Here is a 21971-nt window from a genome sequence, read left to right on the forward strand (position 1 = left end):
GCAATCAACTCTCTACAGGATCCACTTGGATTTGATAGGTCTCGATGACCGGATTGGCCAGCAGTTGCTCGCACAGCTCGTTCACCTGCTCTCGGGCAGTTTCGGCGTCAGGGGCCTCTAGCCGCAGTTGGATGTGTTTGCCAATGCGCACTCCCTGCACCTGGGTATGCCCTAACTGATGCAAGCTAGCCTGGAGAGCAGCCCCAGCAGGATCAAGTACCGAGGGGCGCAGGTGGATCTGAATCTGGGCCTGGAACTGCATAGAATAAAGCTGGACTTCTACAAGTGTATAGCTGGATGTCGCTTGCTTGAGGTCAGCTTATGGATGCGGCGCGCGTCGTGGCCATTGCCCAGAATGTTTTCCGGGAAACGATTCGGGATCGCGTTCTCTATCTGGTGATGGTGTTTGCGGTGGCCATGTTGGGAGCCATCGTTTTGATCCCCCAGGTAGCCAACCAGGCCCACAACAAGATCATTGCCGATCTGGGTCTGGCCGCTATCCACTTCCTGGCGCTGGTGGTGGCTATTTTCGTCGGCACCGGGCTGGTGAATAAAGAGATCGAGAGGCGCACGGTCTATGTGCTGATTGCCAAGCCCATGAGCCGGGCGGAGTTTATTGTCGGCAAGCATCTGGGCCTGTCGGCTTTGCTGTCGGTGCTGCTGGTCATAATGACGACCGTCTTTTTGCTCAGCCTGCTGTTGGTGCAGGCCCCCATTTCCCCCTGGGCCATTCTCTGGGCAGTAGTTTTCACCTTTTTGGAACTGGTGCTGATTGTGGCGGCAGCGCTGCTGTTTGGGGTTTTTACCTCTCCAATTTTGGCCACCCTCTACACCATTGCCCTGTTCATTATGGGCCACGCCAGCCGCGCCCTGCTGCAGTTAAGCAAGCTGGTGGAAGACGCAGGTTTTGGCAAGGTGTTCGAGGTCATTTACTTGGTCTTGCCGGATCTGGAGCGCTTTAATCTAAGAGATGCTGCCGTTTACGGCCAAATTCCTCCGCCCACCCAGCTCCTTGGCGACGCGCTTTACGGTCTGATCTACACCGTTTTGCTGCTCATTTTGACGGTGCTGGTGTTTGCCCGGCGTGAGTTCTAATAAGCTCTCGTGGGGCTCTAGTTGAACCTTTTTTGCTCCCTCTCTCATGCAACTTTTCCACTTCCACACCCCTGAGCAAGTCCCTCCGGCAGGGATCCCAGCCTGCGCAGTGGCCATCGACGTGCTGCGGGCCACCACCACCATCGCCGCAGCTCTGGCGGCAGGGGCAGAGGCCGTTGAGGTGTTTGCCGACTTGCAGTCCTTGCAAGCGGCCAGCCGGAGCTGGCCGGCCTCCAAACGGCTCTTGGCCGGGGAGCGAGGCGGCAAAACGGTGACGGGATTTGACCTAGGCAACTCCCCCCGCGAGTACACCCCAGAGCGCGTGCGGGACCAGCGCATCTTCATGAGTACCACCAACGGCACCCGCACCCTGCAGCGCTTAGAAAGGATCCCGGTGGTGATCACGGCGGCCCTGGTGAACTTGGGAGCGGTAGTGGAGTTTCTCAGGCGAGGAGCTTTTGCCGAGGTGTGGCTGGTGGGATCCGGCTGGGAAGGGGCGTTTGCTTTGGAAGACACCGCCTGTGCCGGGGCAGTTCTGCATCGCCTGGGCTGCTCGTGGGAGCAGTTGGGCAACGACGAGGCAGTAGCCGCCCTGGCCCTCTACCAAACTTGGCAAGACAATCTCCTGGGCCTGTTGCGGCGCTCCAGCCATGGGCAGCGGCTGCTGGCAATTAGCCCCGAAAACGACAGCGACCTGGCCTATTGTGCCAAGTTGGATCGGCTCTCAGTGGTGCCCCAGCAGGTTCAGCCCGGAGTTTTGGCCCTCGCCGGCTAGCTGGCCTGGGGTGTCTCGGCGGCAACAGCCAAAGCCTTCTGGTGCAGCCACTCCTGCCATTCTCCCGGGATCAACTTGCTGTGAAACGCATCTCCGGAGACAAACACCTCCTGCTGGTTTTGGGCCAAAACAAAAATGGAGCGGCGGTCGAAATGGGAGGTGAGCTTGTAGAGGGTGTAGGGGCCTTCGGAGTAGAGGGTTAAAGTTTCCTGATCCAGGCCGTGGCGGCTGCTTTGGCCGCGGGCTCGCAGGATCATGTTGATCAATTGTTCGTAGTACATACAACCCTTCCCGACGAGGTAGGGAACATCCCTGGACAAGACCTCAACAGCCAAGGCGGCTGCCGAGGCTTGGGCGGCTCGCGTGAGCCCAGTATAACTCCCGGCTCAGGCAACACTGAGCCCAACAGAGCAGGTGAGTTCAACCAAGGCAGCGGCAAATGCGATAAATAGTAAGGCAAACCGTCAGTTTTGCAATTCTGCACAGGCAGCCCCCATGGCCACTACGGCGCCTCGTTCTCTTCCTCCCACCGATCCCGTCCGTGTCGCCATTGTCGGGGCCTCCGGGTATGGAGGGGTGCAGTTAGCGCGGCTGCTCAGCGAACACCCCGGCGCGCAGATCACCTACCTGGCCGGTCAAGACAGCGCCGGCAAACGCTACGGGGATCTCTATCCTCACTTGGCCCAGGCGGTGGATTTGACCATCCAGCCTGTGGATGTGGAGGCCATTGCTGCTAGCAGCGACGTTGTCTTTTTGTCTCTGCCCAACGGCCTGGCGGCAGACCTGGCGCCGCCTTTGCTAGCCAAAGGGTGCAAAGTTCTAGATCTCTCGGCAGACTATCGCTTTCGCAACCTGGCCACCTACCAATCCTGGTATCGCCTGGGGCAGACGGATCCCAACTGGCCTAGCCCTGCCTATCGCCAGGCCAACGAGCAGGCGGTTTACGGGCTGCCAGAACTCTACCGGGAGGCCATCGCCCAAGCGCAACTGGTAGCCTGCCCCGGCTGCTACCCCACGGCCTCCCTGTTGGCGGTTGCCCCTCTGCTGCGGCAGGGGTTGGTGGAGCTGGACAGCCTTATTTTCGATGCCAAATCGGGCGTCTCGGGGGCGGGCCGCACCCCCAAGCTGGGATCCCTATTTGCCGAGGTAGATGGCTCTCTGGGGGCCTATGGCGTGGCCCAACACCGGCACACACCCGAGATCGAGCAGGCCTGCAGTGACCTCACCCACACTCCCATCACTGTACAATTTACGCCCCACCTCGTGCCGATGGTGCGGGGTATCCACGTCACCTTGTACGCCAACCTGCGGGATCCCGGCCTTGTGGGCGAAGATCTCATCACCATTTACAACGCCTTCTATCGCCAATCCCCCTGGGTCAAGGTGCTGCCCCGCGGCGTTTACCCGCAAACCAAGTGGGTTGCCGGCACCAACACCTGCATGATCGGGGTGGAAGTGGATACCCGCACCAACCGAGTCATTGTCCTGTCGGTAATCGACAACCTCATGAAGGGACAGGCCGGGCAGGCGGTGCAATGCCTCAACCTAATGATGGGGTGGCCGGAAACCTTGGGCTTACCGCAGCTTGCCTTTTACCCCTAGCTATAATGCCGGTAATTCCCCTGCAGCCCAGTTTGCCCATGCCTAACCTCTTCTCCCCCAATCTTGATCCCAACAGGCCCGCCGCGCCGGCGAACTCTCCACCTTCATCCGGTAGGGCGGGGGACCTGAACTGGGAGGGGCTGTGGCGGCAACTGGAAGCGGGCTGGCAGGAGCTGCCCCGGCGCTCTGAAGAAACCCTGCAGCAAACCCTAGCTCGTTTGCAACTGGAGTGGGGCGGCCTGTGCCGCGAGGCGCGAGATCGGCTGCAGGCAACTCTAGACAAAGCCAGAGCCACAACCTCTCCAGAGCCCCTCCGGCGAGAGCTGCAAGCGCTTTTGCCTCTGCTCAACCCCTGCCAATGGGAGGTGGTCATCGGCTCTCTGGAACGGGCCGCCGACCGAGCCTGGGTGGCCAGCCTGCTGTATCACAGCCTGCAGGAGCCACCACACCCCGAAGCAGCCACCAACGGCATCCCTGCCTGGGCGGGGGCCTTGACCTCTGAGCAGCGCTCTACCTTGGAGGCGATGAGCCTGCGGGCCTATGGCAACAGCCGCCTACCTTTGGTGATGGACAAAAGCGGCGAGATCCAAGTGGAAGCCTCAGCCGCCCTCTTGGCCGCCCTTATTGCTGTCGAGATCGGCAGCGTGGGATCCGCAGGCGCCCTCTCTTTGCTGGGCACACCGGAGCTGCGCAAGCTCTTGAATGCCGAGGGCAAGCTGCGGCGCAGCGTCTTAAAACAGGGGCGAACTGCCCTCACAGAAGAGGAATGGCAAACTCTGCGCCAGTGGCTTGATCCCAAGGGATCCCCCCCCGACTGGTACCTCTCCCTCACCCAAGTGGGGATCCAAACCACCCAAGTGGGGGACTATCTGGCGCGGCGGCTGCGGGAGTTTTTCCAGAGCGAGTGGATCAAGCTGGCGATCCCGCCCCTGTACCACTTGGTTATCGACGCCGTGCGGCTGTTGACGGGAGAAGTGTTTCTCAGCGTGGGCACAACCCTAGAATCGGCTTTGGAGTCGGCAGAGGCGGGGCGACGCCTGGAGTTGCTGCTGCAAGCTTTGCCCCAGGCCCGGCACATTCCCAGTCCCGAGCGCATCCAAGCCGCTCTTCCCGCCGTTGTGGAGGCTGCTGAGACAACCCTCAGGCCGCTCTTGGCGCGCCAGTTGATGACGGTGGCCGACATCTTCGACCCGCCCATTCGCAACGAAAGCCTCAACGAATTGGGGCGGCAACTCAACCTCTGGAATCCCTTGCAGTTTTTGCTCACCTGGGGTACGTCTGGCTGGCTGGGCGCTCTGCTAGATGAGATCAAAAAATTGCAGCAAACCTACCCGGAAATGCCCTTGTGGGAGAGCTATCGGCAAGGGGTTGAGACGGCAGTGCAAGCGCCTCGAGTGATGGATCAGGCGGAAGCCTTGCGCCTTACCGCCAAGAGCTTGGATCCCAAGATAGAACCGTCGGACGACTAACCTAGCGCAGGCGTACCCTACCCCCTCAGCCGAAGTGCCCCCATCTGCGGGCGTATTCAGCATCGCATAGGGCACAAACTTAAGGCCGAAAAGTCCCAAAAAGTTGGACTTAAAATCTCAGCTTGGTTGATATCCTAAAAGCAGACAGACATAGAAAAAATACAATTGCTCTTTTGGTAGCTATAGACTTTTTTCTATCTTCTGGCGATTCTCGAGGGAGTTGCTCTCCGGTGGCAGAGTGCTTTAAGCAAAACGGCTCAACGGACTGGGGATCCCTGCCCCATGGCGGCTATCACTGGGATGGCTGTGCCGAGCCGTTTTTCGAGGGCTGGTACAGCCGGGTCACTTTACCTGGGGATCCGCCCCTCAGCTTTGCCTTCATGTACGCCATCGACCCCAGGCGGGGAGGCATGGCGCAGGTGTTGGGGCCAGACGAGGAGCTGCATTGGCGCACCTTCCCCAATCCACAGCGCTTCTGGGCCAGTTGGCGGCACCTGGCCTTGGGGCACGCTGGCGGGCCAGGCGAGAGCTGGCGAGGGCTGCAGGAGCCCCTCACCTTCTTCCAACACACCGCCAGCGGCTACCAATACACCGCCCACCTCAACCAGGGGATTTTGCCGGATCCTGTCAGAGGCGAGGCCATCCGCTGGCTCTATCGCATTCAACTCTGCTCTGCCTACGGGATCCCGCCGCGGGCCACCATGGGAGCCTGGTCTTATCTGCCCATCTTCGAGCCGGGCTGGCAGATCCTGATGAGCCACGGCCTGGCCAGCGGCTGGGTGGAGTGGCGGGGCAGGCGCTTCGAATTCGAGCAGGCCCCCGCCTACGCCGAAAAAAACTGGGGACAAAGCTTCCCTCGCCGCTGGTTTTGGATCCAGTGCAACGCCTTTCCCAACCATTCCGGCCTCAGCCTCACCTGCGCCGGAGCCGAGCGGCAGGTGCTCACCCGCCCCGAAGAAGTCGCCCTGATCAGCCTGCACGGCGGGGGATCCCAGCCTTTTTTGGAGTGGCGGCCCGGCCAAGCTCGGCTAACCTGGCAGGTGGATCCCTGGGGATCCTGGCAGGTGCGCGGCGAAGACGCCCGTTGGTGCATCCAACTGGAAGGTCACACCCAGCGGCCTGGGCAAACCGTCTTCACCCCTGGCCCGGAAGGGATGCGGCGCAACTGCCGCGACACCCTGGCCGGCCATCTGCAGGTGCGGCTGTGGCAGCGCAACGGCCAGGTCTGGACGCAGGTGCTTGCGGCCAGCAGCTCCCAAGCCGGCCTCGAGGTGGGGGGAGAAGTTCCGCGATCCTGGCCAGGGCATTGTTGAACGTTGGCGGATATCTACACCCCCGTTGGACTTCCCAAAAAACGCTCTTGTGCTAGAATACCTAAGCCACATTGATAAGCTTCCATCTCTGGATAGGAGAGACGGGTCTTCAACCGTGGCTGTTCCGCTTTTCTTGCAGGTAGATAGCTTGCGCCTGTAGCTCAGTGGACTAGAGCACGTGGCTACGGACCACGGTGTCGGGAGTTCAAATCTCTCCAGGCGCGTCACGATCCCAGATGATTTTTCGTCTGGGGTATTTACCGTCCCTTAGTTGGCCTGAATCCTGTGTTAGGATTAGGCCTATCAAGTCTGCCTTGATGCAGGCGTAGGGAGCCCGAGGATCATGTTTGAACGCTTTACGGAAAAAGCCATCAAGGTGATCATGCTGGCCCAGGAGGAGGCCAGACGGTTGGGTCACAATTTCGTTGGCACCGAGCAAATCTTGTTGGGGTTAATCGGCGAGGGCACTGGGGTCGCCGCCAAAGTTCTCAAGTCCATGGGAGTGAACTTGAAGGACGCCCGCATTGAAGTCGAGAAAATTATTGGCCGGGGATCCGGCTTTGTGGCCGTCGAGATCCCTTTCACTCCCCGCGCCAAGCGAGTGCTGGAGCTCTCCTTAGAAGAAGCTCGCCAGCTCGGCCACAACTACATCGGCACTGAGCACCTGCTCCTGGGCCTGATCCGCGAAGGGGAAGGGGTAGCTGCTCGCGTCCTGGAAAACCTGGGGGTGGATCTGTCCAAGGTGCGCACCCAGGTGATCCGCATGTTGGGCGAGACCGCCGAAGTGACGGCAGGGGGTGGGTCTTCCAGCCGCACCAAGACGCCAACCCTGGACGAATTCGGCTCCAACCTCACCCAATTGGCCCAAGAGGGCAAGCTGGATCCCGTGGTGGGTCGGACGCGGGAGATCGAGCGCGTGATCCAGATCTTGGGCCGCCGCACCAAGAACAACCCCGTTCTTATCGGCGAGCCGGGCGTGGGCAAGACCGCCATCGCCGAAGGTCTGGCCCAGCGCATCGTGCAGGGGGACGTGCCCGACATCTTGGCCGACAAGCGGGTGGTCAGCCTGGATATCGGCCTGTTGGTGGCTGGCACCAAGTACCGCGGCGAGTTTGAGGAGCGCCTCAAGAAGATCATGGATGAGATCCGCAACGCCGGCAACATCATCCTGGTCATCGACGAGGTGCACACCCTCATTGGAGCCGGGGCTGCCGAAGGGGCCATCGATGCCGCCAACATCCTCAAGCCGGCTTTGGCCCGCGGCGAGCTGCAGTGCATCGGCGCCACCACGCTGGATGAGTACCGCAAGCACATCGAGCGGGATGCCGCCCTGGAGCGTCGCTTCCAGCCCATCATGGTGGGCGAGCCGAGCGTTTCAGAGACGATCGAGATCCTGTTTGGCCTGCGGGAGCGCTACGAGCAGCACCACAAGCTGAAGATCTCCGACGCGGCCTTGGAGGCAGCGGCCAAGCTGGCTGACCAATACATCTCTGACCGCTTCCTGCCGGACAAGGCCATCGACCTCATCGACGAGGCGGCTTCGCGGGTGCGCCTGATCAACTCGCAACTGCCGCCGGCGGCGCGGGAGCTGGATCAGGAGCTGCGGCGGGTGCTTAAGGAGAAGGATGCCGCGGTGCGGGCCCAAGACTTCGACAGGGCCGGCGAGCTGCGGGATCGGGAGATGGAGATCAAGCAGCAGATCCGCGCCATTGCGGCGGCCAAAAAAGCCGAGGAAAGCAGCCGCCAAGAGATGCCAGAGGTCACCGAAGAGGACATCGCCCAAGTGGTGAGCGCCTGGACGGGCGTGCCAGTGGCCAAGCTGACCGAGAGCGAGTCGGAGAAGCTGCTGCACATGGAGGAAACCCTGCACCAGCGCATCATCGGCCAAGATGAGGCGGTGCGGGCCATCTCGCGGGCCATTCGTCGGGCTCGCGTGGGGCTGAAAAACCCCAACCGTCCCATCGCCAGCTTCATCTTCTCCGGCCCAACAGGGGTAGGCAAAACCGAGCTGACCAAAGCCCTGGCGGCCTACTTCTTCGGCTCCGAGTCGGCTATGATCCGCCTCGACATGTCGGAGTACATGGAGCGGCACACGGTCAGCAAGCTGATCGGATCCCCGCCCGGATATGTCGGCTACAACGAGGGGGGGCAGCTTACGGAAGCGGTGCGGCGCCGTCCCTACACGGTGGTGCTCTTCGATGAGATCGAGAAGGCCCACCCGGACGTGTTCAACCTGCTGCTGCAGATCCTGGAGGACGGCCGCCTGACCGACGCCAAGGGCCGCACGGTGGACTTCAAAAACACCCTGATCGTGATGACCTCGAACATTGGCTCGAAGGTCATCGAGAAGGGTGGTGGCAGCCTCGGCTTCGAGTTCAACACCAACGACGAAGATGCGAACTACAACCGCATCCGCAACTTGGTGCACGAGGAGCTGAAGCAGTACTTCCGCCCCGAGTTCCTCAACCGGGTGGACGAGATCATCGTCTTCCGGCAACTGACCAAGGAGGAAGTGAAGCAGATCGCCGACATCCTGCTCAAGGAAGTGTTCGACCGCATGAAGGAGAAGAAGATTTACCTCACGGTCAGCGATCGCTTCAAGGATCTGCTGGTGGAGGAGGGCTACAACCCCAGCTATGGGGCACGTCCGCTGCGCCGTGCTATTCAGCGCCTGTTGGAAGACATCCTGGCAGAAGAGATCTTGACTGGCCACGTCAAAGAGGGATCAGAAGTCCTCATCGATGTGGACGAGGAGCGTAAGCCCAAGGTGCTGGTCACGGAGCCGGAGCGGGTGCTCTTGCCCCAGGGAGCGGAGTAAAGCTGCCGCCTCCCCTTCAGGTTCTGGTTCTTAGGAAGACAAGGGATCCGCTGCTGTTCTCGGATCCCTTGCTCTTGTCCTTCATCTGTGCTGTCGTTCTAGGAAGTTGTCTCTAGAGTCAAGGGATTGGCCGTAGGAGAACTTTGGCATGGTGCAATCGACCTACTACTATGGCGGCGCTCCGGTTCGGACTCCGCCTCCCGATTTGGCTTCGCTGCTGCTGCAAGAGCGCATTGTCTATCTGGGTCTGCCCCTGGCCGAGGAGGCGAATGCCAACGTCACCAAGCTGATTGTGGAACAATTGCTGTATTTGCAGTACGAGGATCGGGAAAAGCCGATCAAGATGTACATCAACTCGACGGGCACCTACAGCTACGACACGGCAGCTTTTGCCATTCTGGATACGATGAACTACATCAAGCCGCCGGTGCATACCATCTGCATTGGCAATGCCATTGGCATGGCGGCCATGCTGTTGGCGGCGGGCGCCAAGGGGTTCCGGGCCAGTTTGCCCAATGCCACGATCGTGCTGCATCAGCCGTATGGGGGCACCCGTGGACAGGCCAGCGATATTGAAATTCGCACCCGCGAGATCTTGACCTTGCGCAACATGATGCTGGAGGAATTATCTCGCAGCACGGGCCAGCCCATAGAGCGCATCAAGAAGGATACGGAGCGGCTGTTTTTCATGACTCCGGAAGAGGCCAAAGCCTACGGTCTTATCGATCAGGTGTTGACCAGCTCCAAAGCCCTGCCGAAGTTGGCAACAGCCAAAAGCTGAAGCAGAGGGATCCGTCGATGGTTCAGGTCCCTGTACAGCCTTTAACGGCGGAGGAGTACCTACGCCTCAAAAGCTGGCCTTATGAAGGACGGCTTGAACTTGAAGACGGGTATATTCGGGAAGTGCCAACTGAGGAGCGCATTAACACCCTCATTGAGCTGTTTCTGATTGCGGAATTGCTCAAGTTTTTGCCCGTCCAACGCCTGAGCTTGGGCCAAGTTGAGGTCGAAGTGCCCGCAGCCAAGGCTCGGTTTCGCAACCCAGATGTGATGGTTTTACATCCTGACCATGTGAGCTTGCTGGGGAACGGTCGCGGAACCCTTCGGCTGCCCATGCCCCCGCCGCTGCTGGTGGTGGAAGTGGTTTCTCCTGGAATAGACAATGAAAAACGTGATTATCAAGACAAGCGCAAAGACTATGCTGCCCGTGGGATCCTGGAATACTGGATTGTGGATCCCGCCAAGCAGTCGGTGTCGCGCTGGGTTGGCGGGGAATACGAAGACGAGGTTAAAACCGGCCCTGAACGCATTGTTTCCTCGGTTTTGCCCCAGCTAGATTTGAGCGCGCAAGACCTCTTGCAAGCGCATCGTTCTGTGTAGTGTTCTGTACTTTGCCAGGAGAAACTTATGCCGATTGGAGTGCCTCGCGTTCCCTACCGTCTGCCCGGTGAGCCCTACAGCCAGTGGATCAGCCTCGACGACCGCCTGTACCAAGAGCGGATCTTGTTTATCGGCGAGCCCATCGACGACAACCTGGCCAATACCATCGTGGGGGTGATGCTCTACCTCAACTCCCAGGATCCGCAAAAGGATATTGTGATGTACATCAACTCTCCTGGTGGCTCTGTAACGGCGGGCATGGCCATTTACGACACCATGAACCACGTCAAGCCCGACATTGTTACCGTTTGCGTGGGCCAAGCAGCCTCGATGGGGGCCTTCTTGCTGGCTGCCGGCACCAAGGGAAAACGCTTTGCCCTGCCCCACTCCCGCATCATGCTGCACCAGCCTTCCCTGGGGATGATCCAAGGTCAGGCCAGCGATATCGAAATTCGCGCCCGCGAAACTTTGCGGGTCAAGCGGCGTATGAATGAGCTCTTGGCGCAAATGACTGGCCAGCCGCTGGAGAAAATCGAGCGGGATGTGGAGCGGGATTTCTACCTCTCGGCTACGGAAGCCCAAGCCTACGGCATTGTAGACCGAGTGATCCAAGAGCGCTCGGAAGCAATGGCCGGCTAAGGGGGATTTTGGCTCGCTGCAAAAAGACGGCCTGGGCAAGATCCCGAGTAAGATTAGGGAGCTGAGGACTGGCTCGCTGTGGTTTGACCGTTTGACGGGCCTGGATTCCGGCAGGTGTGATGTTCCCCGGCTTATACGGTACTGGTTCTAGGGTGCCGGGAGAGGGGCTGAGGATCCCTGGGGTAGCTAGGATAAGGCGGAGTGGACCGAGAGATTTGCATCCGGTGAACCGAAAGCATTGGGTCAAAAGGAGCAGTGGATGGGCCAGTCTGCTGGTGTTCCTGCTGTATCCGCCGAATCAGGCCTTGGCTTTGCCCCCGGCTTCTGAAATCCCTGAGGAGGTGCTGCGGGCGCAGCCAGATTTGCAGGCTCGCTCTCCGGTCGATAATCAGCCCCTCACCGCTGGCGAAGCTCTGCAACTCCAGGCAGCCCTGGCAGCCCGGCCCGAAACCGGATCTGTTTCTCCAGAGGTGGAGCGGCTGATCTTTTTGCTCAAGCTGCGCAGGGGTTTCCGCGACCTGTTTCCTTTTTTGTTCCCATAGCCCTCCTAGCTAGCCCAACAGTTTTCCGAACCCTTAGGGGCGAGGGGGAAATACCACAGAGATCCTTTTCTGGTAGCGGTAAGGGCCGGCGCGGGATCCCCAAGTTTGTTGGCCGGTGGTGGCGTCGAAGCCGCGATCCCAGGTGATGAATTCCTGGGCTGTGAGGTCAAACTCGATGTGGATGTAGGTGCTGTCGCCGGGGTTGAGGCGGCAGCCAGCGCCCGGCAGCATCTGGCCGTGGTAGCAGTCTGCGCGCTTTTCTACGAGGATGCGACAACCGGGCAAATGCTGCAAGTCAGACAGAGAAAGCTGCGCCAAGCGCTGCAGATCCTGAGAGGCACCTGCCCAAGCCGCTTGATCCCGCAACTTATAGTTCTCGATCCGCAAGGGATCCGCCAATACCTGCAGCACCCGGCTGCGGTAAAACCGGCCCGGCGTGTGCTCGTTAAATTGCTCGGTAAAAAAGCCGATTCCTTCTGAAAACAGGTGGGGAAGGCGCACGTACCAAAGGCTCACCGGTACAAACCACACCGGTTCTGCCATGGCTTGGGCGCGGTTGCTGTAGTAACCTTCCAGCCAATCGGCAAAAGTATTGAGGTCGGAATCGGAAGTTGCCGCAGCAGAAGCTGTCATATGCAAGAAGGAGGATCGCCTGTCTTCGGGATTTCTCGATCCTAGGGTTATTCTCACCCCCAACCCTGCTTCCGGAGGGAGAAGGTTGGGTGCCGAACCGGAGGGCTCAGTGTTGAGGAGCTTGCTCTGCTGAAGGCAATTTTTCTTCTACTATAGAAAGCTATGACAAAACTCACCCCCAGCTCCAGCTACAGCATTGCTCTACGTCTGCGCCTGCCCAACCAGCCAGGAGCGCTGGCCCGTGTTACCCAAGCTATTGCCGAGGTGGGAGGCAGCCTCAGCCAGATCGACCTCATCCACCAATCGGCAGCCGAAACGGTGCGGGAAATCTGCGTGGATGCCGTTAGCAGCGAGCATGCCGAGCAAATTCGCGCCGCTGTTGCCTCTTTGCCCAACGTAAAAGTGGAGCGGGTGGTGGATCGCACCTTTGAGCTGCACCGGGGGGGAAAGCTACAGGTGGTGGCCAAAAGCCGCCTGGAGAGCGCCGCCGATCTGGCCATGGCCTATACCCCGGGCGTGGGTCGGGTGGCGCTGGAAATTGCCGCCGATCCCAGCGCTGTGTATGAATACACCATCAAGGGCAATTGCGTTGGCATCGTAACCGATGGCAGCGCCGTGCTGGGCCTGGGGAATATCGGCCCGGAGGCGGCTCTGCCAGTGATGGAGGGAAAAGCAGCCCTGTTCAAACGCTTTGCTGATATCGATGCTTTCCCGCTCTGCCTGGCCACCCAGGAGGTGGGGGAAATTGTGGAGACGGTGGTGCGCCTGGCGCCGGGGTTTGGCGGCTTCAACCTGGAGGACATCAGCGCCCCCCGCTGCTTTGCCATCGAGTTGCAGCTCAAGGCCCGTCTCAACCTGCCGGTGTTCCACGACGATCAGCATGGCACCGCCATTGTGGTGCTGGCAGCGTTGTTGAATGCCTTGAAGGTGGTTAAAAAAAGCCTAGAGGAGGTGCGCATTGTCCTCAACGGGGCAGGAGCAGCCGGTATTGCGGTAACTCAACTGCTGCGACGGGCCGGGGCCAGACATATCCTGGTCTGCGACCGCCAAGGGATCCTCAGCCGCTCCCGCGCCGACCTCACCCCCGAGAAAGCTGCCGTTGCCGTTGAGGAGAGCGGATCCCTGGCAGAGGCTTTGGTGGGAGCAGATGTGTTCATCGGGGTGAGCGTGGCCAATGCTTTGACACCAGAGATGGTGGAGAAAATGGCGCCGGATCCCATTGTCTTTGCCTTGGCCAACCCGGTGCCAGAGATCCAGCCCGAGCTGGTGGCAGATCGAGTCGCCGTGATGGCCACCGGGCGCAGCGACTACCCCAACCAGATCAACAATGTGCTGGCCTTCCCAGGGGTGTTCCGCGGCGCTCTCGATTGCCGCGCCAAGCAGATCAACACTGAGATGTGCCTGGCTGCCGCCCAGGCCATTGCCAATTTGATCCCACCGGAAGATTTGGATCCCCAGTGGATCATTCCCTCGGTCTTCGATGGGCGGGTAGTTCCTCAGGTGGCTGCCGCCGTGATCCAAGCTGCCCGCCAAACAGGAGTGGCCGGGATCCCTTGAGGGCTACCTAGGGCACCAGGTGACAAGCCACAAAATGCCCCGCGCTCACCTCGCGAAATGCCGGGGGTGGATCTTGACGGCACGCCTCTGTTACCCAAGGGCAGCGGGTGTGGAAGTTGCATCCTTTGGGCGGGTTGACCGGGCTAGGCACATCGCCCTTGAGGATGATCCGCTTGCGCCTGGCTTCCACTTCCGGGTCGGGAATGGGAACTGCCGAGAGCAGTGCCTGGGTATAGGGATGGAGAGGATTTTGGTAAATCTCGTCGCGATCCGCCAGCTCCACCACCTTGCCCAAGTACATCACCGCCACCCGGTCGGAAATGTGGCGCACCACGCTCAGGTCATGGGCGATGAACAGATAGGTGAGGCCGAACTGCTCTTGCAAAGACTGCAGCAAGTTAATCACCTGGGCCTGAATCGACACGTCCAAAGCCGAGATCGGCTCATCACAGACAATAAAATCCGGCTTCAAAGCCAAGGCACGGGCAATGACAATCCGCTGCCGTTGCCCGCCCGAAAACTCGTGGGGATAGCGGTTGACAAAGTTGGCATTGAGGCCGACCACCTCCAGCAGCTCCCTGACCCGCTCCTGCTGCGCTTTGCCCCCGGCCACCCTAAAGACTGTCAGGGGCTCCCCCACAATTGCCCCCACCGTCTGGCGGGGATTCAGAGCGGCATAGGGATCCTGAAACACCATCTGCATGCGTTGCCGCATGCGGCGCAGCTCTTCCGGGCTGAGCTGGGTCAGATCGACACCCCCAAAATACACGTTCCCGGCGGTGGGCCGACATAACTGCAAAATGGCTCGCCCAAGGGTGCTCTTGCCACAGCCCGATTCTCCCACCAGCCCCAGGGTTTCTCCCCGCCGCACCGCAAAACTCACCCCATCCACCGCCTTGACGGATCCCACCTGTCGTTGCAGGATTAGCCCCCGCCGAATGGGAAAATGCACTTTTAGGTTTTCGACGCGCACCAAGGTGGCTTGGCCGGTCTCAGGTGGGCAAGCATCGACAGAGGCGCTGGCCGGGAAAGAAGGGGGGTCAACCATGGGCCGTCCTCTCCAGCGATTCACCGTCCCCGCCGACACCGGCCACTGACCGCAGATGGGCTTTTCCTTCCGGCTTTACCCAGCAAGCCACCGCATGCTGGGATCCAACGGACTCCAGCTCTGGATTTTCGCTCCAGCAGCGGTCGATGACGAAGCGACAACGGGCCGCAAACGGACAACCCTTGGGATAGTTGACCAAATCCGGGGGCATGCCCTCAATGGGCTGCAGCTTTTCGCGGCGGCGCTCATCCAGGCGGGGGATGCTCTGCAGCAGGCCGATGGTGTAGGGATGACGGGGATTTTTGTAAAGCTGGTGCAACGGAGCTTCTTCCACAATCTGGCCGGCGTACATAACCAAGATCCGGTCGGCCAGGCCCGCCAAAAAGGCCAAATCATGGGTAATCCAGATAATCGCCATGCCGATCTCCTCGCGCAAGGCTTTGATCAACTCCACAATCTGGGCTTGGATCGTCACATCCAAGGCGGTGGTGGGCTCATCGGCAATCAACAGCTTTGGGCGGCAGGACAGGCCCATGGCAATCATCACCCGCTGCCGCATCCCCCCGGAGAATTGGTGGGGATAGTGATCCACCCGCTCGGCTGCTGCCGGGATCCCAACCATTTGTAACAGTTCAATAGTCCGCTGCCGTGCTTGGGCAGGAGTCATGCCCAGGTGCAACTGCAGAGCCTCGGCAATTTGTTGGCCCACTCGCAAGACAGGGTTCAAGGAGGTCATGGGGTCTTGAAAGATCATGGCGATCTGGTTGCCCCGGATGCGCCGCATTTCCGATTCTTTCAGCTTGAGCAGGTCTTGGCCGGCAAACAGCACCTCGCCCCCCACAATTTTGCCCGGCGGTGTTGGGATCAGCCGCATCACCGAGAGCATGGTGACACTTTTGCCGGATCCCGATTCCCCCACAATGCCCAGAGTTTCCCCCTCGTCCACGTGAAAGCTGGAACCGTTGACGGCCTTCACCACTCCATCCTGGGTATAGAACCGCGTTTCCAGCCGCCATACTTCTAACAATCGCGCCATGCTCCTGGGATCCTTGTCACCGCTACAGCAAAGGAAAAGGATTTCCCCTTATATGGCGAATTTTTCCAGAAAAATCCAGCATCCCTTAGAACCATTTAGACACAAACCAATTCAAGCTCAATCCCGACCGAGTTCAAGTCCAACCCTAAAGACGAGCAGCACCTAAGGGTTGACGAAACCCTGCCACCATTCTTGCTCATCTCTACAGACATTTGCGTATCCATTTGTACCAAACGGGGGAACCCCATTCCCAGCAATCCAACCCTCTAGGGCTCTGCAAGCGGGATCTGGCAATACTGTGTAACGAATTACAGAAAAATCCCGTCCATCTGCTACCTTGCCGACTAAAAGAGGTCTTGATTGAGGCAAACCCTCATCCAACAAAGTTGACCTCAATCGGACCGCCGGGGGGGAACCTTACCCGGTTCTTGCCAGTCAAAGGCTGAAAATCTCTGGGATGACTTGGAGGCCATAGCGCCAGTCCCCTAGCTGAGTCTGTTTACAAGAGGTAAGTGTAAATGTCTTTTCATCCTTTCCAACGTCTGAGACTGCGGTTGGTCAAGCTGCGGCTGTGGTTGATTCCCCTGTTTGTGGTGGGAGGGTTGCTGGTTCACCAGCATTGGATACCCGTCCAGGCCCAAGCCGACGACACCCTGCGGTTGCTGTACTGGCAAGCGCCAACTCTGCTTAACCCTCACCTCTCCACAGGAACCAAAGACTTTGAAGCCAGCCGCTTGGTCTATGAGCCTCTGGCCAGCTTTGATGCCCGTGGTGAAATGGTGCCTTTTTTGGCAGCAGAAATCCCCAGCATTGAAAACGGCGGCGTTGCCAAAGATCTGACCTCTGTCACCTGGAAGTTGAAGAGCGGGGTCACTTGGGCGGATGGAGAACCCTTCACCGCTGAAGATGTGGTCTTCACCTACGAGTACGTTTCCAACCCAGAAGTGGGGGCGATTACCTCCGAATACTATGCCGATGTTGCCTCGGTGGAAGCTGTGGATCCGACCACGGTGAAAATCACCTTCAAAAAGCCGACGGTGGCTTGGTTTGTGCCCTTTGTCGGCAGCAACGGCATGATCATTCCCAAACATATCTTCAAAGACTACAACGGCCCTAACTCCCGCGAGGCCCCTGCCAACCTGGCCCCCATTGGCACTGGCCCCTACATTACCGAAGAGGTGAGGCCAGGGGATGTGATCGTCTATGTGGCCAACAAGAACTTTCGGGAAGAGGGCAAGCCCTTCTTCAAGCGCGTGGAATTGAAGGGAGGTGGAGATGCCACCTCTGCGGCACGGGCGGTACTGCAAACCGGCGATGCCGACTATGCCTGGAACACCCAGGTAGAAGCTGCAGTGCTCGCTCAGCTAGAGGCTACAGGCATTGGTCGGGTCATTCCCAAGCCTGGCCCGAGCATGGAGCGGATCGTTATCAATTTCTCCGACCCCAACGTAGAGAAAGACGGGCAACGCTCCCACAAGGATGTGCCCCATCCGTTCCTGACGGACTTGAACGTGCGCAAAGCCCTGAGCCTGGCTGTGGATCGGCAAACCATCGCCGATCAGATCTACGGCGTGGCCGGTACCCCCACCAATGACTACGTGTTATCTCCCGAAAACCTGCGGGCCAACGCTCCCTGGGAATTCAACCTGGAGAAAGCTGCAGCGCTGCTGGATGAAGCCGGTTGGGTAGATAGCAACAACAACGGCATTCGGGACAAAGGTGGTGTAGAGATGCGCATGGTTTTCCAAACCTCTGTTAACCCGGTGCGCCAGAAAACTCAGGAGATCATCAAGCAAGACTTCAGCAAGATCGGCATCGACCTGGAGCTGAAGAGCATCGATGCCAGCATCTTCTTCGACAGCGAACCCAACAACCCCGACAACCTGGGCCACTTCTACGCTGACCTACAGATGTACACCACTGGCAACGATAACCCGGATCCGACGAGTTACCTGCGCCGTTACCTTTGCGAGGAGATTGCCCAGAAAGAAAACAACTGGGCCAAGTCCAACGACTCCCGCTATTGCAACCCCACCTACGACGCCATGTTTGCCGAGCTGGTGGCGATGACCGATGCCAAAGAACGGGAGGAGCAGATCAAGAAAATGAACAACTTCCTGACAGTAGAAGATGTGGCGGTGATTCCTTTGATCGACCGCTCCAGCCCGTCGGCAGCGGCCAACAGCCTGGAAGGGATCGATCTCACCCCCTGGGATCTGGAACCTTGGAACATCAAAGATTGGACTCGCAAGTCCTAGGGGATCCTGTCGGGGAGGGGCGGGGGTGAGGGAGGGATCCCTTGCCTCTTTTTTTCCTCTCTGGGCAAGAAAGGCTTTCCCCTAACATTTTGCTGCCAACATCCCTACCATGATGGCATTGCTTTCATTTTTGTCTCTTTGTTTTTATGACGCGCTACTTGATTAATCGCCTGTTGATCTCCATTCCCACCTTGCTGGCCATCAGCATCGTGGTGTTTGCCATCTTGGCTTTGGCACCTGGGGATCCCATGGCAGAATTTGCCACCAATCCTGCCATCACTGCGGAAGTACGGGAGAACATTCGCCGTTCTTTGGGGCTAGATCAGCCGATTTACATCCGCTATGTGAAGTGGCTGTGGGCTTTTATGCAGGGGGATATGGGCTTTTCTTTTACCAGCCGCAGCCCCGTGTTGAACTTAATTTTGCAACGGTTGCCCACCACTCTTTGGATAGTTGGCACTGCATATATTATCGGCGCATTGCTGGCGGTGCCTTTGGGCGTGATCTCTGCCCTGAAGCGCTACACCCTCTTCGACCAAGTGGTGACGACGCTGGCTTTTGTTGGCTTTTCCTTGCCCACCTTTTTTACGGGTATTTTGTTCATCATCATTTTCAGTGTGCAACTGCGCTGGTTCCCCTTCATCTACAACAGCACGCTGCGGGTAACCGATTGGGCAAGTTTTGTGGCCCAGGTGCGCCAATCGATCATGCCTGTGACAGTCTTGGTGTTGTTCCAGGCAGCGGTGCTGATGCGCTTTGTGCGAGCCTCAATGCTGGAGCAAATGAACCGGGATTACGTGCGGACGGCCAGGGCCAAAGGCTTGCAAGAATGGGTGGTGGTGAATCGGCACATTTTGCGCAATGCCTTGATCCCGGTGGTAACCCTGGTGGCCCTGGATATTCCATCCGTGTTTACCGGAGCGCTGGTTACAGAGCAGATTTTTCGCGTACCTGGGATCGGCGCTTTGTTGGTGGATTCCATCTTCCGGGGCGATACGCCGGTGGTGATGGCCATCACCTTTATCTACGCCATCTTGATCGTGATTTTCAATTTGGTGGCGGATATTCTCTACAGCATTTTGGATCCGCGGGTGCAGTATACCCGCTAGGGATCCGGCTCTTCAACAATCTTTCACCCTCAAACTTCTAGAGGTGTCCGATGTCTGCTTCGATCCCTGCTCCCCCTCAAGCCAACGTTCAGGAACGCCCCCCGCGTACCCTGTGGGGGGATGCCTGGCGGCGCTTTCGTCGGGATAGGCTGGCCCTGTTTGGGACGGCCACCTTGCTGCTCATCATCTTGGGATGTGTGGTGGGCCCGCTGATCTACACAGCTTCCCCCAGCCAGATCGACTTTTCTCGTTCTCAACTGCCCCCCAGTTGGGCCCATCCCTTTGGCACCAACGACCTGGGACAAGATGTCTTGGCGCGGGTGTTGCGCGGCGGGCGAGTATCGCTTTCAGTGGGCATTACCTCAATGCTGGTGGCCATTACGATGGGCACCTTGATCGGGGCGATATCGGGGTTTTATGGGGGTTGGATCGATGTGGCCCTGATGCGGTTTACGGATTTGTTTCTCTCCTTGCCGCAATTGCCGCTGTTGTTGTTGGTGATCTTTCTGTTTCGAGAGAGCTTGCGACGCTTGGCAGGGCCAGAAACGGGGATTTTTATCCTGGTGGTGCTGGTGATCGGCAGCTTGAATTGGATGTCGGTGGCGCGGCTGGTACGGGCCAGCTTCTTGAGCGTGCGGGAAATGGATTTTGTCTTGGCGGCTCGCGCCATTGGGGCTCCGGCCCGTCGGCTGATCTGGGTGCATATTTTCCCCAATGTGCTCAGCCCTGTGATTGTGGCGGCGACGCTATCAGTAGGGACGGCGATCATCACCGAGTCAACGCTGAGCTTCTTGGGGCTGGGGTTCCCGCCGGATGTGCCCACTTGGGGCAGATTGCTCTTCGATGCCCGCAATTACCTGGAGCAAGCGCCCCACATGGCCTTCTTCCCCGGACTGATGATTTTTTTGACCGTGCTGAGCATCAATTTTGTCGGGGATGGATTGCGAGATGCCTTGGATCCGCAAATGCGGCAACGGTGAAGTTCGTTGTTTTTCCTTCTGATTTTTTGAAACTTAACAAAGCTCCAAAGGACTCCTCCTCAAAATATTATACTATATAGAATTTTTGTATTTCTTTCACGGTTCTGGCATCAGCGGTTATCCTTAGTTCCAACTCCTTCTCGCCCAACGCTCTCTGTTGTCATGGCTAAGCCCTTTAACGTCCACATCGTTACTGCTCTCGCGGCTGCCGCCATTGCCTCTCTGCCTCAGCCAGCTTTTAGGAGAGCTCTCACGGTGGCTCTTGTAGCAGGAGCTGGCAGTGTAGCGGCTCAGAAAGTAGAGCGTAACAAATCACTGGCAGGATCCCAGGCTCAAAGAGGTCAGGTTGTCTTAGAGCTGCCTCGTCCTTCCTTTGAGCAATTTCAGGAAACGGAGGATCAGCTTCTACAGAAGGATGAGGAAACCCAGAGACAGGCACCAGAGCAGCTACGAAGCGCTCAGGCAGAGAACCTGGAACCGGGGAATCAAGCTGCACAAAAAGAGGAAGAGATCCAAAGACTGTTAGTGGATCTGCAAAAATGGCGGCAGTCCGCTACAAATTTGTCTCAGCAAGTTCAGGAAAAAGAGCATCTGCTGCGTAGTAAGCAAGACGAACTTGCACAGCTACAAGCTCGGCTTCAGCAGAGCAATGAGCAAATCCAGGCTCTGAAAGCGCAACTGGCTCAGCAGGCTCATTCGATTGAAAAGCTTCAGCTCCAGGAGCAGAGAATCAGGGATCTCTCTCAGCAAATAGAAGAAAGGAAGCAGCAACTACGCAATTACGAAAGCCAGCTCTCTGAACTACAAGCTCAGCTCCAGCGGAAGAACGAGCAAGTCACAAGCCTGGAAGCTCGGGTAGCTGAGCAAAACTGCCTGATAGAGAAGCTCCAACTCCAAGAGCAAAGAGCCAGGGATCTCTTTCAGCAAATTGAGGAGAAAGAACAGTGGCGGCAAAGTTACGAAAGGCAGCTTTCAGATCTGCGACGCCAGCTTCAACAGAAAGATGAAAAACTACAAGAATTAGAGATAGAACTAGAAGACCGGAACCAAAAGATCAAGAGTCTTGAAGAGGAGAGAGATTTTCTTAATTTAAGTGTAGAAGGTTTTCAAAAGACTCTGTCTGTGCAGTACCAATGCAAAGGGGATAAACGTTACAGAGAGCAGATCTTATCAGAGTGTGATATAGTATTAAGGCTAGAAAATGAGAGAGACTTTTACCCACAAGAGGCTAAGAGCTTTATCCTGGAAATTCTACGCAGGGCAATTAACCAAGTGCACCAAGAAAGTCGAGTTCAGCATATCCTTAAAGACTTAATCCAGAGTAACGATGCATGTGAGGGCGACAGTTGCCGCCAAAGCATTAGAGAATTTGTAGACCACTGGTTTTGTGACTACCGAAAATGGAGTAATCGTGCCGAAAAAGAGCTTCAGAATTTTGGTTTTGAGCTTGTTTCAGAATCCCCTCACATCAAGATTTGCTTTTATGGGGATCGACGTTATTTGATTACCCTGTCTAAGACTGCTGGAGATTGGCGTGCCGGTCTTGAAATCGCTCATGATATTCGCAACAAAATCTTCGGCCTATAGACTGAGTAAAGCCGATTGCAGACTTATTTCTCATTCAAAGGATAGAGATCCCACTGGTTACAGACCTTGCCCGAAAAAATCACACTCAGTCTTGATAGGCTGGAGCTGACACCCGAGCGCCAGGGATCCC

At 57.9% G+C, this 21971-nt stretch carries 20 protein-coding genes and 1 tRNA gene; 16 read left to right on the forward strand and 5 right to left on the reverse strand.

The window, feature by feature from the left end; translation table 11 throughout:
- Positions 1–4: 4 nt before the first annotated feature.
- Positions 5–262 (reverse strand): phosphoribosylformylglycinamidine synthase subunit PurS, encoded by a 258-nt coding sequence (gene purS / locus ACVW0R_RS02180; protein ID WP_099812391.1) that lies wholly within the window; start codon positions 260–262, stop codon positions 5–7.
- Between the two features lie 59 nt (positions 263–321).
- Here purS and ACVW0R_RS02185 point away from each other — a divergent pair, with 59 nt between their 5' ends.
- Positions 322–1095, forward strand: coding sequence for an ABC transporter permease (locus ACVW0R_RS02185; protein WP_457501572.1), 774 nt, complete (start codon positions 322–324; stop codon positions 1093–1095).
- A 46-nt stretch (positions 1096–1141) separates the two neighbouring features.
- On the forward strand, positions 1142–1870 hold the full coding sequence (locus ACVW0R_RS02190; protein WP_011429547.1) for a 2-phosphosulfolactate phosphatase family protein: 729 nt from the start codon (positions 1142–1144) through the stop codon (positions 1868–1870).
- Here ACVW0R_RS02190 and ACVW0R_RS02195 read toward each other — a convergent pair.
- Entirely contained in the window at positions 1867–2151 is a 285-nt protein-coding gene (locus tag ACVW0R_RS02195) for a hypothetical protein (RefSeq protein WP_414405293.1), read from the reverse strand. The genes ACVW0R_RS02190 and ACVW0R_RS02195 overlap by 4 nt on opposite strands.
- Before the next feature lie 214 nt (positions 2152–2365).
- Here ACVW0R_RS02195 and argC point away from each other — a divergent pair, with 214 nt between their 5' ends.
- The 9 genes from argC (at position 2366) to ACVW0R_RS02240 (ending at position 11633) form a co-directional block, all read left to right on the forward strand.
- Entirely contained in the window at positions 2366–3472 is a 1107-nt protein-coding gene (gene argC, locus ACVW0R_RS02200) for an N-acetyl-gamma-glutamyl-phosphate reductase (RefSeq protein ID WP_099887228.1), read from the forward strand.
- On the forward strand, positions 3406–4941 hold the full coding sequence (locus ACVW0R_RS02205) for a hypothetical protein (RefSeq protein ID WP_457501573.1): 1536 nt from the start codon (positions 3406–3408) through the stop codon (positions 4939–4941). The genes argC and ACVW0R_RS02205 overlap by 67 nt, the downstream gene beginning before the upstream one ends.
- Before the next feature lie 230 nt (positions 4942–5171).
- Positions 5172–6254, forward strand: coding sequence for a tocopherol cyclase family protein (locus tag ACVW0R_RS02210; RefSeq protein ID WP_099812385.1), 1083 nt, complete (start codon positions 5172–5174; stop codon positions 6252–6254).
- A gap of 150 nt (positions 6255–6404) precedes the next feature.
- Positions 6405–6478 (forward strand) — tRNA-Arg (locus tag ACVW0R_RS02215).
- Between the two features lie 119 nt (positions 6479–6597).
- Positions 6598–9072 (forward strand): ATP-dependent Clp protease ATP-binding subunit, encoded by a 2475-nt coding sequence (locus ACVW0R_RS02220; RefSeq protein ID WP_011429552.1) that lies wholly within the window; start codon positions 6598–6600, stop codon positions 9070–9072.
- 148 nt (positions 9073–9220) lie between these two features.
- Positions 9221–9853, forward strand: coding sequence for an ATP-dependent Clp protease proteolytic subunit (locus ACVW0R_RS02225; protein WP_011429553.1), 633 nt, complete (start codon positions 9221–9223; stop codon positions 9851–9853).
- A gap of 17 nt (positions 9854–9870) precedes the next feature.
- On the forward strand, positions 9871–10452 hold the full coding sequence (locus ACVW0R_RS02230) for a Uma2 family endonuclease (RefSeq protein WP_011429554.1): 582 nt from the start codon (positions 9871–9873) through the stop codon (positions 10450–10452).
- A 27-nt stretch (positions 10453–10479) separates the two neighbouring features.
- On the forward strand, positions 10480–11091 hold the full coding sequence (locus ACVW0R_RS02235; protein WP_011429555.1) for an ATP-dependent Clp protease proteolytic subunit: 612 nt from the start codon (positions 10480–10482) through the stop codon (positions 11089–11091).
- A 275-nt stretch (positions 11092–11366) separates the two neighbouring features.
- A complete protein-coding gene (locus ACVW0R_RS02240; protein ID WP_041438869.1) occupies positions 11367–11633 on the forward strand; it encodes a hypothetical protein in 267 nt (88 codons plus the stop codon).
- A 33-nt stretch (positions 11634–11666) separates the two neighbouring features.
- Here ACVW0R_RS02240 and ACVW0R_RS02245 read toward each other — a convergent pair whose 3' ends face one another.
- Positions 11667–12266, reverse strand: coding sequence for a chromophore lyase CpcT/CpeT (locus tag ACVW0R_RS02245; RefSeq protein ID WP_457501574.1), 600 nt, complete (start codon positions 12264–12266; stop codon positions 11667–11669).
- 162 nt (positions 12267–12428) lie between these two features.
- On the opposite strand from ACVW0R_RS02245, the gene ACVW0R_RS02250 reads away from it, so the two are divergent.
- Positions 12429–13823 (forward strand): malic enzyme-like NAD(P)-binding protein, encoded by a 1395-nt coding sequence (locus ACVW0R_RS02250; protein WP_011429558.1) that lies wholly within the window; start codon positions 12429–12431, stop codon positions 13821–13823.
- 7 nt (positions 13824–13830) lie between these two features.
- Here the strand turns inward: ACVW0R_RS02250 and ACVW0R_RS02255 are convergent, their stop codons facing one another.
- Together ACVW0R_RS02255 and ACVW0R_RS02260 are read right to left on the reverse strand one after the other, a co-directional pair.
- Positions 13831–14871 carry an ABC transporter ATP-binding protein gene (locus tag ACVW0R_RS02255; RefSeq protein ID WP_457391293.1) on the reverse strand — a complete coding sequence of 347 codons (1041 nt, stop codon included), beginning with the start codon at positions 14869–14871 and terminating at the stop codon, positions 13831–13833.
- The gene (locus ACVW0R_RS02260; RefSeq protein WP_414358329.1) at positions 14864–15907 is read right to left on the reverse strand and encodes an ABC transporter ATP-binding protein; all 1044 of its coding nucleotides are present in this window, start codon (positions 15905–15907) and stop codon (positions 14864–14866) included. The genes ACVW0R_RS02255 and ACVW0R_RS02260 overlap by 8 nt, the downstream gene beginning before the upstream one ends.
- Positions 15908–16425: 518 nt before the next feature.
- Between ACVW0R_RS02260 and ACVW0R_RS02265 the strand changes: the two genes are divergently transcribed.
- The 4 genes from ACVW0R_RS02265 (at position 16426) to ACVW0R_RS02280 (ending at position 21841) form a co-directional block, all read left to right on the forward strand.
- Complete coding sequence (locus tag ACVW0R_RS02265; RefSeq protein WP_457501575.1) at positions 16426–18165, forward strand: peptide ABC transporter substrate-binding protein; 1740 nt, start codon at positions 16426–16428, stop codon at positions 18163–18165.
- Between the two features lie 146 nt (positions 18166–18311).
- Positions 18312–19274, forward strand: coding sequence for an ABC transporter permease (locus ACVW0R_RS02270; RefSeq protein WP_414358333.1), 963 nt, complete (start codon positions 18312–18314; stop codon positions 19272–19274).
- 50 nt (positions 19275–19324) lie between these two features.
- Positions 19325–20254: an ABC transporter permease gene (locus tag ACVW0R_RS02275; RefSeq protein ID WP_414358445.1), complete on the forward strand. Its 930-nt coding sequence runs from the start codon at positions 19325–19327 to the stop codon at positions 20252–20254.
- A 255-nt stretch (positions 20255–20509) separates the two neighbouring features.
- The gene (locus tag ACVW0R_RS02280; RefSeq protein ID WP_457391298.1) at positions 20510–21841 is read left to right on the forward strand and encodes a hypothetical protein; all 1332 of its coding nucleotides are present in this window, start codon (positions 20510–20512) and stop codon (positions 21839–21841) included.
- Positions 21842–21971: the final 130 nt, after the last annotated feature.

This window comes from Thermostichus sp. MS-CIW-15, assembly GCF_054060575.1.